The organism is Mycoplasma sp. 'Moose RK' (genome assembly GCF_015708155.1).
Taxonomy (GTDB): domain Bacteria; phylum Bacillota_I; class Bacilli_A; order Mycoplasmatales; family Metamycoplasmataceae; genus Mesomycoplasma.
Map to the genome: position 1 here is coordinate 413,344 of NZ_JADDYD010000001.1, position 15,762 is coordinate 429,105.

At 27.8% G+C, this 15,762-nt stretch carries 13 protein-coding genes; 9 read left to right on the top strand and 4 right to left on the bottom strand.

Annotated elements, in window-relative coordinates:
* Positions 1–18 precede the first annotated feature (18 nt).
* Genes IM807_RS04235 through IM807_RS03675 form a run of 3 tightly spaced genes read right to left on the bottom strand, consistent with a single transcriptional unit; the run spans position 19 to position 4,059 of the window.
* Complete coding sequence (locus IM807_RS04235) at positions 19–2,391, bottom strand: DEAD/DEAH box helicase family protein (RefSeq protein WP_196362594.1); 2,373 nt, start codon at positions 2,389–2,391, stop codon at positions 19–21.
* A complete protein-coding gene (locus IM807_RS01450) occupies positions 2,378–3,766 on the bottom strand; it encodes a site-specific DNA-methyltransferase (protein WP_308699299.1) in 1,389 nt (462 codons plus the stop codon). Before IM807_RS01450 ends, IM807_RS04235 begins: the two co-directional genes overlap by 14 nt.
* Entirely contained in the window at positions 3,688–4,059 is a 372-nt protein-coding gene (locus IM807_RS03675; protein ID WP_230861154.1) for a type III restriction endonuclease subunit M, read from the bottom strand. Before IM807_RS03675 ends, IM807_RS01450 begins: the two co-directional genes overlap by 79 nt.
* A 1,045-nt stretch (positions 4,060–5,104) precedes the next feature.
* On the opposite strand from IM807_RS03675, the gene IM807_RS01455 reads away from it, so the two are divergent.
* The 5 genes from IM807_RS01455 to IM807_RS01475 all read left to right on the top strand — a co-directional run bounded on the left by IM807_RS01455 (position 5,105) and on the right by IM807_RS01475 (position 9,693).
* Positions 5,105–6,274, top strand: coding sequence for an Mbov_0400 family ICE element protein (locus IM807_RS01455; protein WP_196362800.1), 1,170 nt, complete (start codon positions 5,105–5,107; stop codon positions 6,272–6,274).
* A gap of 10 nt (positions 6,275–6,284) precedes the next feature.
* A complete protein-coding gene (locus IM807_RS01460) occupies positions 6,285–6,491 on the top strand; it encodes a hypothetical protein (RefSeq protein WP_196362730.1) in 207 nt (68 codons plus the stop codon).
* Positions 6,472–8,154 carry a hypothetical protein gene (locus IM807_RS01465; RefSeq protein WP_230861155.1) on the top strand — a complete coding sequence of 561 codons (1,683 nt, stop codon included), beginning with the start codon at positions 6,472–6,474 and terminating at the stop codon, positions 8,152–8,154. The genes IM807_RS01460 and IM807_RS01465 overlap by 20 nt, the downstream gene beginning before the upstream one ends.
* Before the next feature lie 161 nt (positions 8,155–8,315).
* The gene (locus IM807_RS01470) at positions 8,316–9,467 is read left to right on the top strand and encodes an Mbov_0400 family ICE element protein (RefSeq protein ID WP_196362801.1); all 1,152 of its coding nucleotides are present in this window, start codon (positions 8,316–8,318) and stop codon (positions 9,465–9,467) included.
* A gap of 19 nt (positions 9,468–9,486) precedes the next feature.
* Entirely contained in the window at positions 9,487–9,693 is a 207-nt protein-coding gene (locus IM807_RS01475; protein WP_196363096.1) for a hypothetical protein, read from the top strand.
* A 400-nt stretch (positions 9,694–10,093) separates the two neighbouring features.
* Here the strand turns inward: IM807_RS01475 and IM807_RS01480 are convergent, their stop codons facing one another.
* On the bottom strand, positions 10,094–10,540 hold the full coding sequence (locus IM807_RS01480) for a hypothetical protein (RefSeq protein ID WP_196362802.1): 447 nt from the start codon (positions 10,538–10,540) through the stop codon (positions 10,094–10,096).
* A gap of 483 nt (positions 10,541–11,023) precedes the next feature.
* On the opposite strand from IM807_RS01480, the gene IM807_RS04240 reads away from it, so the two are divergent.
* The 4 genes from IM807_RS04240 to IM807_RS01495 all read left to right on the top strand — a co-directional run bounded on the left by IM807_RS04240 (position 11,024) and on the right by IM807_RS01495 (position 15,756).
* Positions 11,024–12,589 carry a S8 family serine peptidase gene (locus IM807_RS04240; RefSeq protein ID WP_196362803.1) on the top strand — a complete coding sequence of 522 codons (1,566 nt, stop codon included), beginning with the start codon at positions 11,024–11,026 and terminating at the stop codon, positions 12,587–12,589.
* Positions 12,573–13,370: a hypothetical protein gene (locus IM807_RS01490; protein WP_196362804.1), complete on the top strand. Its 798-nt coding sequence runs from the start codon at positions 12,573–12,575 to the stop codon at positions 13,368–13,370. Before IM807_RS04240 ends, IM807_RS01490 begins: the two co-directional genes overlap by 17 nt.
* 213 nt (positions 13,371–13,583) lie before the next feature.
* On the top strand, positions 13,584–13,991 hold the full coding sequence (locus IM807_RS04450; RefSeq protein WP_230861156.1) for a hypothetical protein: 408 nt from the start codon (positions 13,584–13,586) through the stop codon (positions 13,989–13,991).
* Entirely contained in the window at positions 13,951–15,756 is a 1,806-nt protein-coding gene (locus IM807_RS01495) for a putative immunoglobulin-blocking virulence protein (protein WP_230861249.1), read from the top strand. The genes IM807_RS04450 and IM807_RS01495 overlap by 41 nt, the downstream gene beginning before the upstream one ends.
* Positions 15,757–15,762: the final 6 nt, after the last annotated feature.

Below are 15,762 nucleotides of genomic sequence, written 5' to 3' on the forward strand. Positions count from 1 at the left end.
TTTTGAAAATAACAACACTTAAAATTCAAAAAATTTTGCCAAATTTTGGGAAGGAATTTCTTCTTTTCTTTTTTTCTCAAATTCCTCTTTTGAGTTAGATGACAAATTAAAATCAATTAATTCCTTCAACTCTTTCAAAGTAGATGAGCCAGCAAAATATAGTTCTTTAGTATCGGTTTTAACCCAACATAATACTAAAGTTAAGTTAATTTGATTGTTAATGTGAGTTTCTAAATATTTTTGATAATGCTCGATTAGCAATTTTGTCTTGCTAGGATCAAAATCATTGTAATTTTTAATTTCAAAATAGAAAAAGTGGTTACCCTTTCTTACTAAAAAATCAGGATAAGATTGCGCAATTTGTTCCACTTTTATATATTGAAACCCTAATTTGCCATATGCTGAATTTTTTGCCCAAAAATTAATTTTTTCATTTTGCTTATTAATTTTTATTAATTCATTTGCAAAAAATTTTTCTGCTTCTGAATCTAAAAGAAGTTCGTCTTTCTTGTTTTTGCTGCCGATTTTGCGGTAACCAAAATATTCATCAGGTTCAATTATTCGTCCTTCAGGGCCAAACTCAATTTGCTCTGGCAACGGCTCGTCAAAACTAAGTTTGTACTTAATTTCCTCATTTTTAATCTGCGAATTAATAGTGTCATTGTAAATACCAATAAATTCAGGTCTAAAATATGACAACAGAATCATTTCTAAAATTTGTGAATTTATTTTATGTTTTTGAATAAGTTTAGCTTTGATTTCTGCAAAGAAATTGCTAATTTGTTGCGTTAGATATTTTTTAAGATTATTTTTTAATTTGATTAGAAAAATTTCTAATTCAATAATATTTGAAATTTTTCTAGTAATCAGCGTTCCTGAACCAAACTTTTCTGACCCAGCAATAATAAATTTATCACCTTCTCACTGTTGTTTATACTTGTTGATTAGACTTTCAAAAGAAACATAAAACTTACTTTTCTGGATAGATTCAGTCTTAAATTTATCCAGTTCAGGCCTGAATTTATCCAGAAAATTTTTTTCATACTGTTTTATGTCAACAATATTTTTAGAGTTATTTTTATGATTGGAATACTCAATATTGCCTGATATGAATCGATAATCCTTATATTTATCCTTTAAAAAAAGTTTATGCACAGTTTTGTCTTCTTGATCCAAATTACTGTAAATAAAATATTTTAAAGCAATTGAATTATTCAAAAAATTATATTCGGGATTAGGATTTCTTTTGATTCTCCCGATTGTTTGAATTGACAAATTGGTTGAAGAAATATTCCTTAACTGAACTAACATACAAGCTCTGGGAATATTCCAGCCAGTTGCTGGACCAATTTTAAAAATTATCACATCAACTGAGGAAATATTTTTGGAAATATCACGTAGGGAAAAATTTTCCTTTTGCCTTAAACTGCTTTCTTTTTTGTTTTTATCAAAATATTTAACTCAACTGAGGTTATTTTTTTCAATGATTTTGATGATGGTTTTAATATTTTTTTCAAAAATTTCCCTTTTTGCAATATCTTTTTCACTATCATTGTCGATTTGAATTAACATTGCCGGGTTAATTCCTTTTAACCCTGGTTCATTTACATCATCATTGTATTTTTCTTTGATTTTATTAAATTTTTCACAGGCAATTTGTAAAATTTCTTCATTACTGTAATCACCACCACTTTTTAAACCAAAATTAAATTCTTTTTTGTTTTTAAGAAGTTGAATATTATCTTCTTCTAAATCTTTTTCTGATAATTCAATTAATGGTAAATCAGTTTTAGGGGTAGCGGTCATTTTAAGAATAAAATTTGCATTTGCTTGCATTTGTGTTTCAAACGATTTTTCTTTTTCATTGAGTCTAACACTAGAACCAATATGGGCTTCGTCTCTAATATAAATTAAGACTTGGTTTTTTCTTTTAATTTCAGCTAAAAATAACTCAATTGCTCCTTGTTCCCGGAGAATTGAGTTGGATTTAAAAGATGCACCACCCATAATATAAATTGAATCAGGCTTTGAAAAAAATTGATAATTTTTATCAATTTTTGATGTTCTATTTAAATTTGATGGGCTTTCAATTCGAAAAATCTCCAAATTAGAATTGTTAATAAATTGCTTGTATTCATCAAAACTTTCTTCCATTTGCTTTGGTAATTCAGCGCTAGATAGCGTAACAATTACAAAAACTAGCTCATGATTACTATGAAATTTATTTCATTGTATTAATTCATCAATGTAATTTAGCATCATGAATGTTTTGCCAGAACCTGTTGGGGCTTTGAAGTAAATTGCATTATAATTGATTTCTTGCTTGAGAAATGACTTTGTTGTTTCAACTAAATTTTCAACAGCTTTATTTTGGGCGCTAGTTAAATTCATCATTTTCCTTGCTTTTTTGTGGTTTTAGCGCTAAAAGATGATTAAGCAATTCAAGATATTTGCCTTCGCTAACATTCTCATTAATTTTAATATTAAATTCGCGAAATAATTTCATGAGTAAATTAGTCAGTTGTTCAATTTCAATTTCAGAATTAAAAATGCTGGTGTCAAAATAGTTAATATCAAAAACTTTTAGATTAGTACAATAAGCTTCATTTTTTTCAGACCAAGCCACTTTTTCATTTTTTGTGCCAAAACCATTTGCAACCCGAAAAAGTCTTTCGTAAGTAACATTAATTCCAATATTATTTTGGTTATTTGTCACTAAAGTAAAAGTTCGATTGCCACCGTCTTGACGATTAAGATCCCAAACAGCATGGCCGGTTGTTCCTGATCCAGCAAAAAAATCAAGCACTTTTATATTTTTATTAGGGTGCAAATTAATTAAATATTTAATTAAATCAACGGGTTTTGGATGATCAAAGACTTTGGTTGCAAAAATATTTTTTTGTTCCTGAGCGCCCTCAGTTCCTTGAGCTAATAATATTAAATTGGAAAATTTCGAAACTCTTTCTATTTTTTGGTTATTGTTATCAACAAATTGATACTGTTTTGTATAAACCCTTTCATTTTTGAAAACAATAAAACCGTTTTCGATCCCTCATTTAACTTTTTGGTTACTTCAGCGTCAGCGCCAATCCTTTACAGCGTGGCTTCCATGATGTCTGGCATTTCACTTTTCTTGACTTCCACCAGCATAATAAGTTTTACCGTTATATTTAATCGGATAATCGAGACGTTCAGATCATGTTAATGAAGCAAAATCAAGTTGAATCAACTTATATTTTCCTCTTTCGTGAATATATTCATCAGAAAATTTATATGATCCGTCATCAATATTTTGGATATAAATATTTGTTGTTAGTTGTTGAATATTTTTTGAATAAGCTAATATATGTTCGGTTAAAACCTTTACAAATTTGGAATCTGCCGCCAATCCTTCATGCTTTTTTTGTCAAACAAAATTAGCGATAAAATTTTCCTCGCCGAAAATTTCATCCATTAAAACTTTCAAGTAAGCTTGTTGGTTGTCATCAATTGAGATAAAAATTAGCCCATCCTCTTTTAAAAGATTTTTGGCTAAATTTAGTCGCTCGTTTAATAAATTTAGCCAGCCGTTTCGCGAATATTTATCACGATAAATAAATTTTGAAGGCAAAATATTTTCTTTATCATTTGCAACTTGATTTCCTTCATTAAAACTAGCCTGAGTATTATAAGGTGGATCAATGTAAATTACATCATAGCCACTTGCGTGGCTCTCTCTCTCTCTCTCTCTCTCTCGATGACTAAAAGATTTTTGAGAGCATCATAATTTTCGCCAATAATAAGGGTGTTTTGTGGCTTATTTGTGTCTAATGTAAAAGAAAGTTGTTCATTTTTAGATAGTATTGCGACTACACCCGAATCACTTTCGGGTGCTGCATCAAAACGAAAACCAGTTTTTACTCTTTGAGAAATAAATTGAAAAACATATTCAAGTTTATTGTCGGGAAATTTTTCAAGAATTTCGAATGCTAATTTTTTTTGATCCAGATTTAATTCTTTTGAGGAAATTTCCTCGATTTGTTGCTTAAATTTTTCTAAAAGTGTTGATTTTACTTGCATATTTTACTAATTTTCTCTTTTTCACATTTAATTTTAAATTTTATGATGTAGGTTCAGGTGTTGAGGTTTTAAGATTGTTGATCATCTCTTTTAATTGTTGTAGCAATGAATCAAAAGGGATGACATTAGTTTTAATCAGTACATAAATAATTATAGCTGTAAGGGCAAAAAAGATTAGATTACAGAGAATCATTGTAAAAAATAGTTTGATAAATGACATAATAATTCCTTTAAAAATTTGAATAGAGTCGTTGATGGTAATAAGTTTTTTATTTTAATTTTTTGCTTTTAGATTATTAGGTTTAATCCGGCTAACAAGATCATTAAACCTAAAAAGATCAATTATAAACTTGCGAGTATCCTTGATTTTTTTACACAAGTTCGTTAAATACTTTAATTTCGTATTGACTAGAAAAAAATTGCGAACAAAAAGTTTAGTATCTTTACAACAAAAATTCCCACTGCTCTTAGGTTACAAAAACTGGTCATAATAGATTATTTGTAACTTATTGTAAACAGAAGTTGATAGTTTTATTCTGTGAATCTTTGACTGCAAAAATTATAATAAGAACTATCCATGATTCAACAGTATGTAAAACAACCAAATTATCATTTACTGATTCTTCAAAAAGCAAAAAGTTAACTGTATAATTATAACATAATTTGGTTATTTATTTGTAAGCTATGTTGAATGTAAGGTAAAAAAAAAAAAAAAACGTGATCAGGACCTGGTATTCATCATTCTACCACAAAAAAATCAATAACCAAACTTTTTTTATTTCCTTTGTGGTAGAACATTAAAGGGTAACTTTCCGACTTTTTCTTTTTAATTTCCCTTTGATAGGCCGACACACCCAAGTTTGTTCTGACGAAAAGGTATTCCTTTTTTTGCTGTTACTAATTATCATCGATAATTAGTAAATTTTATAATTTTTTATTTTATAATAGAAATTTTTTTAAAAAGAAAAATTTTAGGAAAATTTAACTTTTTCCCCATTATAATTTATATTAATTAAGAATAAATTTTTAATCAAAGGGAATTATTGTGGCAATTAAAGATTGAATAAGAGAAGGGATATTCAAAAAATTTAGCCCTTTTAAAACTCTTGTTTTTAACAGTTTAAGTCAAGAAATAAAAGTAAGACCAGTAATTATTTTTTATGATAGTGAAGAAGATTATTACTATTATATTAAAGCACGTGATGCCTATAATAAAAACGGCAAACTAAAAAAAAGACGTCAAGGTGAAGTTTTAATTGAAAAATCAGATAAACCAAATACTTTATTTACAAAAGATTCGTATTTAGATTGTTCACAAATTTTTTATATTAACGATATTGAACTAAAAGAATTAACTAAAAAATATCCAAAAACAACAATACTTGATTCTAAAGAATTAGAATACAACCAAGTTGAAAAAATATTTGAAAATATCTATAAATGTCTGACATCTGAGCCACCTTATATTGTAATTTCTGAAGTTTCTTATGATTTAAAAACAAGAAAAACTAAGTCTGATGTTCAATATGCAAGTGATGAACATTTAAACAATGATTATGAAAAAGCAATATCAGAAACACAAGAAAATAAAAGAATTGAAGAACTCAAAGAACTGAAGAATAAATTAATTATTAATAAAGATCAAACAAGATTGGACTTATTTGAAACTGTTTTGGGCGATGCCTGAAGAGAATATAGACAAGAAAAAGTATATAATCCCTTGTTTAAATGAATTAGCGAGAATAAATTTATCCAAAAAGGACTAAATTCATTAGAAATTATTCAGGAATATAGAAGGCTATTAAACCCAATAACTCCTATTAGTATAGATGCTAAAATTGTTTTTAACTCATTATGGAAAAAACGCGATTTAGTCAATCAATTAGAAAAAACCGATTATAAATTTATGATTGATTGAATAGGCAAAAATGATTTAGATGTAAATATGAAAACATTTAGAAAGTTTCGCAAAGCAATGCAAAAAGAATGGTATCAAGGCGAAGTTTTTTACTTTCATAAATTAGAAAATCAACTTGAAGAAAAATTATCTAAACTAGAAAAAGAAATAGATAATAAAGACCAATTTATAAATAAGGAAAACAAGCAAAAAAATACTAACCAATTAAATCATTCAAATTCTGCTTGAGATAAAGCAAAGCAGAAACCAGAAGAAGAAAAAGATAAAAACAAAAAGAAACTAAAAATGAAGATGTAAGGAGAGAAATATGGAAATTGGGCATTTAATTGGTGCAATTTTCTCATTGATATTCTGGTCTAGTTTTGGAATTTATATTACAAAAGTTAAGCAAACAAACAGAATAAAAGCTTTTATTTCTAAAACAGCAAAGCGCAAACGAAATTTAACTTATTTTTATTTTTTAATTATAGCTTGTTTAATTTATGGAGTATTTTATGTTGCATTTGATCTATAAAAAATTGAAAAAACAAAAAATTTTATTATTAAGTACTAGTTTTTCATTAGCGCCAACTTTGTTAGTTTCTTGTTTTCAGCCTTATCAAGAAATGCAAAAACATATTTCTAAATCGCTCGTTCCTACCCCGGGTAGTTATAACCCAAAATCTGCAAATCCAGTTGCTGGAAATCCAATTTTAGAAGAAAATTCCGATACAATTACTAATTCGGTTTTAGGATTTAACGGGCAAAAGAAAAACCCAAAAGAAGCAAAAAATCGCTTTAATGTTGAAAAAAATTACACCGAAGAAATTCCTGAAGCTAGTTTTATTCCAAATAAAGGCGGAACCGGGAAATATGGACTTTTGCCTTATTGATACTTTTTACAGTCAATTCCTGAATATCTAAAGAAAAAAGGATTTAATACTTATAAATATAATAAAGAAGAATATTTAAAAAGACTTGATTATTTTTATGAAAAAATTAGAGGATATTATAATCGCAATTTAGTTGATTATCAATCATACCAAAATCCTGGTGAAGTCGAAGTTTGAAAACAAGGCCTACGAAAATCATATGAAGACTTTATAAAAAAAATGAATGGCAAATCAACTTATGATTTTAATGAAGATTTAACTGATAAGGATAAGGTAAAGTCATTGGGTGATATTGACGTAAACAAAGTATTTTCAATAATTAAACCCGAACTTGATAAATATAAGGCAAAAATTGACCAGAATGACTGATTTCAAAAAAGTCTGATTAGTTTTGATTTTTTGCTTGCGAATGAAAGAATGTGGCCTTCTGTGGTTGATGAAAGGGGTGAATATGTTGAGCAAGATACAAAAGATAAATGAAAAAACACTGCTAGATATTTCCGCGATGATTATTATATTGAAAAAGGGTATAAACCTAGTGACCCAGAAAAATTATGATATGAAATTGGCTGATTTATGATGCGGGTGCAACGAATTCACCAAGCTGCTGATAGTGCAAGATCAGTTTTAGAGTTTGTGGGTTCAATTGAAAAATACCTTTTTGAAATCAATGACAAAAATCAAGATATTGGACAACAACTTGCTGGTAAGTTGGGATCTCCAATTGCTTCTTTTGTGTCATTACTTGCCAAATTTTTAAAGCCACATAATCATTTAAATTTAAGAAAAGATTTAGTTTTTAATATTGATATCTCAAATAACCAAGACGATCAATCATTGATTGCCGACTTGATTCAGTATTACAATCAAAAAATTGCCCCGATTATTTGAAGAATTGATAAAGCAAGACCAAGCGAAAAATCAGGAAACCTAACCACAACTATCCAAAACAAAATTTCCTACTTTAACACCTACCTTCAACCCCTTTTACCCAAAATTCAAGATCTACCAACTCAAGAAGATGCAAAAATTGGCAATAATTATTCTGAAGAACTTAAAGAAAAAGCACGCCAAGGAGCCAAAAAAGCTGGGCAAAAAGCTTGAGGGCAGTGACTAAAAAACTATCAAGATAAATACGGAATCCAATTTAAAGCTGATCCTGAAATCGACAATGAATATTATGATGAATCAAATTCGTCGGTAGTAAAGCCAGAAAAAACTAAAGAAATTGAAAAAGAAAAACTAACAAAAGAAACAAAAGAAACAAAAGAAACAAAAGAAACAAAAGAAGAACTTCCAAAATAAACAAAAGAATCCCGTTCTTAATTCTAAATTTTCTAAAAGTGAAATAAAAAACGCCGAGATTTTTCTTTGGCGTTTTTTTATCAGAATATCACAGAAATTAACGTTTATTCTTGTATAATAAAATTAATTAAGAATAAATTTAATCAAAGGGGTGTTTAAATATGTTAAATAAGTTTGTTCCCTTTAAAGTAAATCGAACATTAGTTTTTGATAGTCTTGGAAGAAAAATAAAGTCAAGACCAGTAATTATTTTCTATGATAGCACCGAAAATAATTACTATTATATTAAGGCGCGTGATGCCCGAACAGATAATGGTGAGTTAAAAGATAAGTTTAAAGGTGAAGTTTTTATCCCAAAATCAGATAAACCAAATACTTTATTTACAAAAGATTCGTATTTAGACTGTTCACAAATTTTTTATATTCGTGATAACGAACTAGAAGAATTAACTAGAAAATATTCTGATACCGAAATACTTGACTCAAAAGAATTAGAGTTTTCTCAAGTTGAAGAGATATTTGATAATATTGATAAATGTCTGACATCAGAACCGCCTTATATGGTAATTTCCAAAGTCTCTTATGATGCAAAAACAAGACAAACTAAATCCGATGTAAAATATGCTAGCAAAAAACATTTAAGCAATGATTATAATAGTCGCGGATTCAAAACAAAAAAAATTCGCAATCAAATGAAAAGTTTGTTAAACGATAAAGATGATGTGTATTTAGAAATACTTGAAACTACTTTAGTGGATGCTTGGGAAGATTATAGACGTGAAAAAATATATAATCCTTTATTTAAATGAATTAATGAAAATAAATTTATCCAAAACGGTCTTAACTCAAAAGAAATTATTCAGGAATATCATAAATTGTCAAACCCAATTGTGCCAGAAGTTGTTAGCGGGGAAATAATTCATACTTGTTTAGTTAACAATAAATGGCATAATCGAAGTGATTTTAGCCTTTCTGATAAACTAGAAGAAACTGATTTTGAGTTTATGATTGAATGATTTGATAAAAATAATTTAAATATTAATATGCGGACTTTTAAGGAATTTCGTAAAGCAATGAAAAGAGAATGACCACAAAGTTATGTTTTTGATTTCCAAGAACTTGAATTCCAACTTGAAGAAAAATTATCTAAACTAGAAAAAGAAATGGATAATAAAGACCAATTTATAAATAAGGAAAACAAGCAAAAAAATACTAACCAATTAAATCATTCAAATTCTGTTTGAGATAAAGCAAAGCAGAAACCAGAAGAAGAAAAAGATAAAAACAAAAAGAAACTAAAAATGAAGATGTAAGGAGAGAAATATGGAAATAATGCACTTAATTGGTGCGATTTGTTCACTAGTTTTTTGATCTAGTTTTGGAATTTATATTACAAAAGTTGATCAAAGAAACAGAATAAAAACTTTTATTTTTAAAATAGCAAAACACAAACGAAATTTAACTTATTTTTATTTTAAATTTTGGAATAACCGCTATTTCAACAACATTTACACTGCCTTTTTTAATATTAATTATTAATGAAAAAACTGCTAAAAATCATAAAAATAAAACTGTTTCAAATTTTGCTAAAACATCAATGCGAATCTTTTAAAGTGATTTGCGCTTTAAAACAGAAAAATATTTAATCCTTTTCTTCCGTTAGCGATAATTCTGAGGAACAAATTAACGATTTCACAAAATTCAGATTTAAACCTATAAAAGAAAAATTAGTTAAAAAGGCCGTTCCCGCTGGCAAAATTAGAAAAAATATTTGGTTCTAAAATTTAAAAAATAAATAAAATTCACTTATTATAGACCTCAATCATTTTCTTCTAAATGTTTCTTCTGAAAATTTAACTTCTTTTGGTGTGTCTCATTTTTTTCTTCTTATTTACGGAAAACTATAGTTTCTAATTTTATTTAAAACTATTAATAAGAATTATATGATATTCGAATTAACGTTGAGCGCTAATTCTTTTTGGTGGCGGGAAGTTAAGAATAAAAACATTATCATTGAAATTACATCGACATAGGGTATGAAAAATCCAATAATCGCTGTAGTTTTAATTGGTGAAAGTTTTATTAATATTGTCGGATTTTGTTCTGTATTGATAAAAATTTGGTTAGGAAAGCTTACTTTTGCAATATAAGCAATCATTAAAGCTCGACTTGTAATAGTCAGTAAAATTCAAACAAGTATAGTAATTAAAATTCCGGTGCTAATAATAAGCGAATCGCGATTTGTTAATAATTTGCTAAATGCAGGGATAAGAAATATAAAAAATAAAGTGATGCCCACTATAAATTTAATAAAACGTATTGCTAGTGAAAACAAAATAAAATTTTTAAAATAACCTAAAGGATTTCTTCTTTTACTGATATTCATAATAAGTAAATTTTATCATTTTTCTTCTTTAAATGCTAGAAATTCATTTTTACGTATTGAATTCTTATTACCCTATTTTTTTAAGCTCTTAAAATATTTCTAAATTTTAAAACACAAAATATTTAATGTTTCTAAATAAAACTTAAGATAAGTTTTATTTAGAAAAAAAGCTTTTTAAATTTTTTAAATACAAAAATACATGTTTTATCAAATTATAATTTATTTTATAAAATATGTTAAAATTACTATAATGATACACAAGAATATTTAATAACTAGGTTTTTTATGAACAAAAAAATATTTTTTAAATTATTGTACTCATTATTTATTTTAACGTCTATATCGCAACTCGGTTTTAATACGAGTTTAAATGACAACTTTACTTACAAAAAAACTACTAATTTTTTAGACGTATCAAATTATGATATTCGTAATGTTAATCTTAGCAGTTCGTCTCTAACATCAGGGAACAAAAAGATTAATATGGGCGTTAATAGGATAGATATTTTCATAAAAAATATAAATAATACCTTAATTGAAGATCTAAAACAAACTCTAAATATAAAATTTAAAATAGGATTCCCTATAAAATATGACGAGTATACTGGGGTTCTCTCTATAGCTCATATTAAAAAAATAAACAACGATGAATTGCTTGAATTCTTAATTCATTGGCTTAAATCAAATAAGATTAATTATAAGAAAATTTATAATTTTAACACAAATACTTATTATGATGATTTTATTAAAAATGACAAAAAAACATCGAAAAACATCTTTGCGCCAAATTCATTAAATGGAAGATATAATTATTCATATTTTAAAACAGAAACTGAAAATCTTAAAGCATATGATATGGTAGGTTTAAATGTTGAAAACCGATCAAGACATTTTACAAGTTTTATTGACTCCGATGTTAAAGTAGGTATTTTGGAGGCAGAAGGTGTAATAGAAGATGATTACTATGGCTTTACCTGAAACAAAAGATTTGGTAATTCTATGTGGTGAAGGAATTATTGATTATACTATGAAAGTTATTCACGACACGCTTCACAGGTTGCCGAAATTATTGTTGGAAAAAAAGGAATCAACCCAACTTTAGGTCTTGTGTCCGTTGAATTAAATTTATCATGAAATGGTTTATCAGGTGAAATGAATTATCTATTATATTATACAAATATTGTAAATAATAGCTGGGGTATAGAAGAATTTATCCCTAAATATAATTGACTATCTGAATATTTCGATACTTTAATATATAATAATAGCGAATTAATAAATATTATCGCTGCAGGAAACGATTTTCGTGACAAAAAAGTATTGTCCGATATTGGTTTGTCACGAAATAGTGTTGTTGTTGGAGCGATTGATTTTAACGAGAACAAAACTGATTATTCGCAAATAGGAAACGATTTAAACTATGTCTCAGTTGTTTTGCCGGGAACATACACCTTTTCTGAAAAATCCCCAATAAAAAATAGTGATGGCAAAATAATTGATTATTCATTCCAGGGTAGCGGAACAAGTTTTTCTGCCCCCGTTATAACAGCGATAGCTGGAACATTAAAGCAAAAATTCAAAAGTTACTTTGATTTAGGTTCTGATTCTTTAATTTTTAAAGCCTCTTTAATTGCAGGATCTAGAAAGCCTAAAAATACATCTATAATTTATAGTCCTGAAACAGGGTATGGCATACCACAATATAGGAAAATTGAGGATGCTATCAAAAATATTATTGTATTCAAAAATGTAGAAAAATCAAAAAATAGCACTTACAACCAAAGAAGTGTTTTTCTCCGTCAAGGTGACAGAATTCGAGCAACACTTGCCTTTCTTTATCAAAATCAAAATGACAAAACAGACATTGATTTAAGAATATTAGATGAAAACGACAATTTAATTACTAAATCAGAAAACGGCAATAGAAACCTCGAAATTACTGAATTTGAAGTCCCAAAAACAGGATATTATAAATTTCAAGCCTATCGCTATGATTCTGAAGAAAAAAATCTACCTGAGGCGGTTATAAGCTATGTTAAAGAATCCTAAAAGCAAATTTTGAACTTTTTTCTCTGTTGGAATGTGGTTTTGAATTCAAAGCACAATTTTACTTTCTGTTGGCGGGTATTTGATTTATGTCTATGATAGTCAAAATCAAAATGAGTTATCAAAAATAAGCGAATATCAATTTTGAAATACTAAAAAAAACGTCTTAACATTTGAAGGTAAATTTCCTCGTCTTTTTATAGATAACATTAATAAATTAACTGATGAAGAAATAAAAATAAAAATAGATTCTAAAAAAGTATTGGATTACCGTGATTTTAGTGATAATTATGTCTATATTAGTAAAAATTCACTTTTATTTAAAAAGCAAAAACAAGAAAATGAAAATAATAAGCAATTATATAATACTTATTTAATCAAAAATAAGCAAGATCTTGTTGATTTAATTGCATTGAATCAAGGAAAGTCAACTTTCACAACCAATGAATTTTTTTTAAAAAGTAGTGTTAAAAAAGATGTTGATAAACTGTTTGAAACAATTGATTTATCAAAAAAAGATGTAATTATTTTGAATAATTATGTTAGTCAGCTTTTTGGAATTTGAGGTGATCGCAGAGAAAAAGGTCTAAATCTTGTTGATTTTAGTTTTAATGAAAAGACAAAAACAATAAAATTAAACTGGAAATTCCAAGACTATCGTAAAAGATCTGCGATTAATCAGGCAATAGGAAGTTATGATTGATTTAAAAGTTATTTTCTTGTAATTGATAAAAATAAAATTAATAATCTTGATAGCATTAGTTTTGAATCGGCTTTTTCTTAAAAAATTAATTATCTAATAATTAATAAAATTCAGAATTTTGCATCAGAACCTGTGATGAATTTATCAAGAAATAGTGATTTTTTTTTTTTTTTTCGATTATTTTAGGACAAACTCTATTAAATAATTATTTTCTGCCATGAAAAATCTTAAATTTTGAAATTTTGGTATAATTATATCATAAATAGATAAAGCGTAAAGCAAAAAGGAGAAATTATGATGGCTTACCTCTCAAGACGTAAAAAAATGATAATTATTTCGGCTGCCAGTGTAATTTTTATTGGTAGTTCTTTTGCTAGTTCGCTTATAACTAATTTTGTTTCATTTAACAATGAAATTAGTTATAATTCAACAGCGCCTTCTCTTGTAAATAAAAATGATCCAAATGACCTCACATTTTTCTCACCGGTCGTAAATTCAGAGTTAAAACCTATAAAAAAAGAAGATGTGCCAAAAGCGGACTTGATCAAACCCGAAGAAAAACCTGAGCCTAAACCTGAACCGGAAATTCAAAAAATTACACCTCCGGTTAAAAGAAAAATACAAATTCAAAAGCCAATCGAAACACCAAAAAATTACAAACCTGAAACAAAAAGTCTCTCTCTCTCTCTCTCTCTCTCCTAAAAAGTCCGAGATATCTCGGCCTAAAAGTGAGGCAAAATCTCCAATAATAAACAATCCTTCCACAACTCAAACCAACACCAGAAGCTCCGCCCCGGTTTCTTCATCACAAATTCAAAACGCCTTAGAACGATATAAGCAAGGTCTTGCTGCTGAAATTAAAAATGTTGAAGGACGTGTTGCTGCACTTCAGGCTCAAGTTGATGAAATTAATCGTTCCTACGAAGAAGATTTTGAAAAAGATCATATTCGCGGTAAGATCCCAAAAACAAAAGCTGGAAGAGATCTTTGAAAAGAAATTTACCAAAATCGAATTAATCTTCCCAAATATAATTTAGAAAAAGAGAAAGCATATCTTGAAGAATTAAAAAGAAGAGCACCAAAAACCTCGTTTACTCCTGAGGAATTAAAATCATTAAGACAAGGTTTGGTACCTTCAACTGAATCACCAAATGTTTGAGTCTATGAAGATGAAAATAAAAATCCGACATTAAATCGGCTAAAACAACACAATAAAAATAGGACTTTCAATACACCAAGTTGGTATGGACTTACACCTGATAATATTTCAAATGGTAATTTTCCTGGATGAACAAAAAGTGATGTAAGTGGTTCTTTTTCAAGTGAAATTAGTGGTCACACTAATTCAATCAAGGTTTATGAATACACACCTAATGCTGACAATGAGGATAAAAGTAGACAAGCTTTAAAATTGATAGAACTTGATGCAAATGATAATAATGCTTTTGACAAATTTAAAGAAATTATGTCAAAAATTTCCCAAAAAGACAACAAAGTTCAAGCAATCCGAATTAAAAACATTGGGGAAACTCACTCATTACAAAATGCAGCTGAAATTTTAAAAGCAATTCCTAGTCAAATAAATACAGTTTCTGTATTTTTAAATAACACAAATGCCACTAAATCACTTCGTGGTCTTGAAAACAAAAAATTAAAGGAATTATCAATTTATACTGAAATTAACTCGTTAAATGAAGAATGAACCATTAATCCAAATGCACTTAATAATGTTGACTTTATTAGCTTTGATTATAACAATCAGGCTACTTTTGATCCATCATCAGGTAAAATTGGTGGTTCAATCATTTTCCAGGGTCTTAGATGAGAAAAAGGTGATGATATCAATAAAATAAATGAGGGTCTTTCAATTGTTTTTGATTCAAAAATTAACCAAAGAGTGTTCCAAGGAAACTTTGGTGGCAAGGGTGGTTGGCCCACAACCCTTGATTTTTCTGAAACTGATGTTAACACTTTTAAAAACATCAAGTTTAATGAGTTTGACCAAAAATTCAATGAAAAAGTTAAAAATTGGAAAGATGACCCTTATGCCAAGGAAAATTACACCGGGTTTAGAAAATTAAAGTTTAGCAAATTAATTATTAAAGGATCAGAATCAGCTGGTAGCTCAAAAAGTCTAAACTTTAAGTTTTCTGACCTTGATGGCGCACAATTTACTGAGAGATTTTCAGAACCTGTACCAATGAATAATCCTAAAGTTGTTGTCAAAGTTTCTGGCCAACAAATAAATTCATACCCTGTTTATATATCAGGAACTCCAAGTGGTGATGCAATTGAGCAACTTAAAAAATTTATTGAGGTAGCAAATGGCTCAGGTAATAACATTACCCAAATTTTTGTTGAAAATGATAGTGTAAGATCACAAATAGGTTCAACCATTGGTCTTGCACAAGTGTTAGTAGGAAAACAATCCAATGGTGTTGGTTCTAATTCTCAAGATCTTGTCTAATTTAAT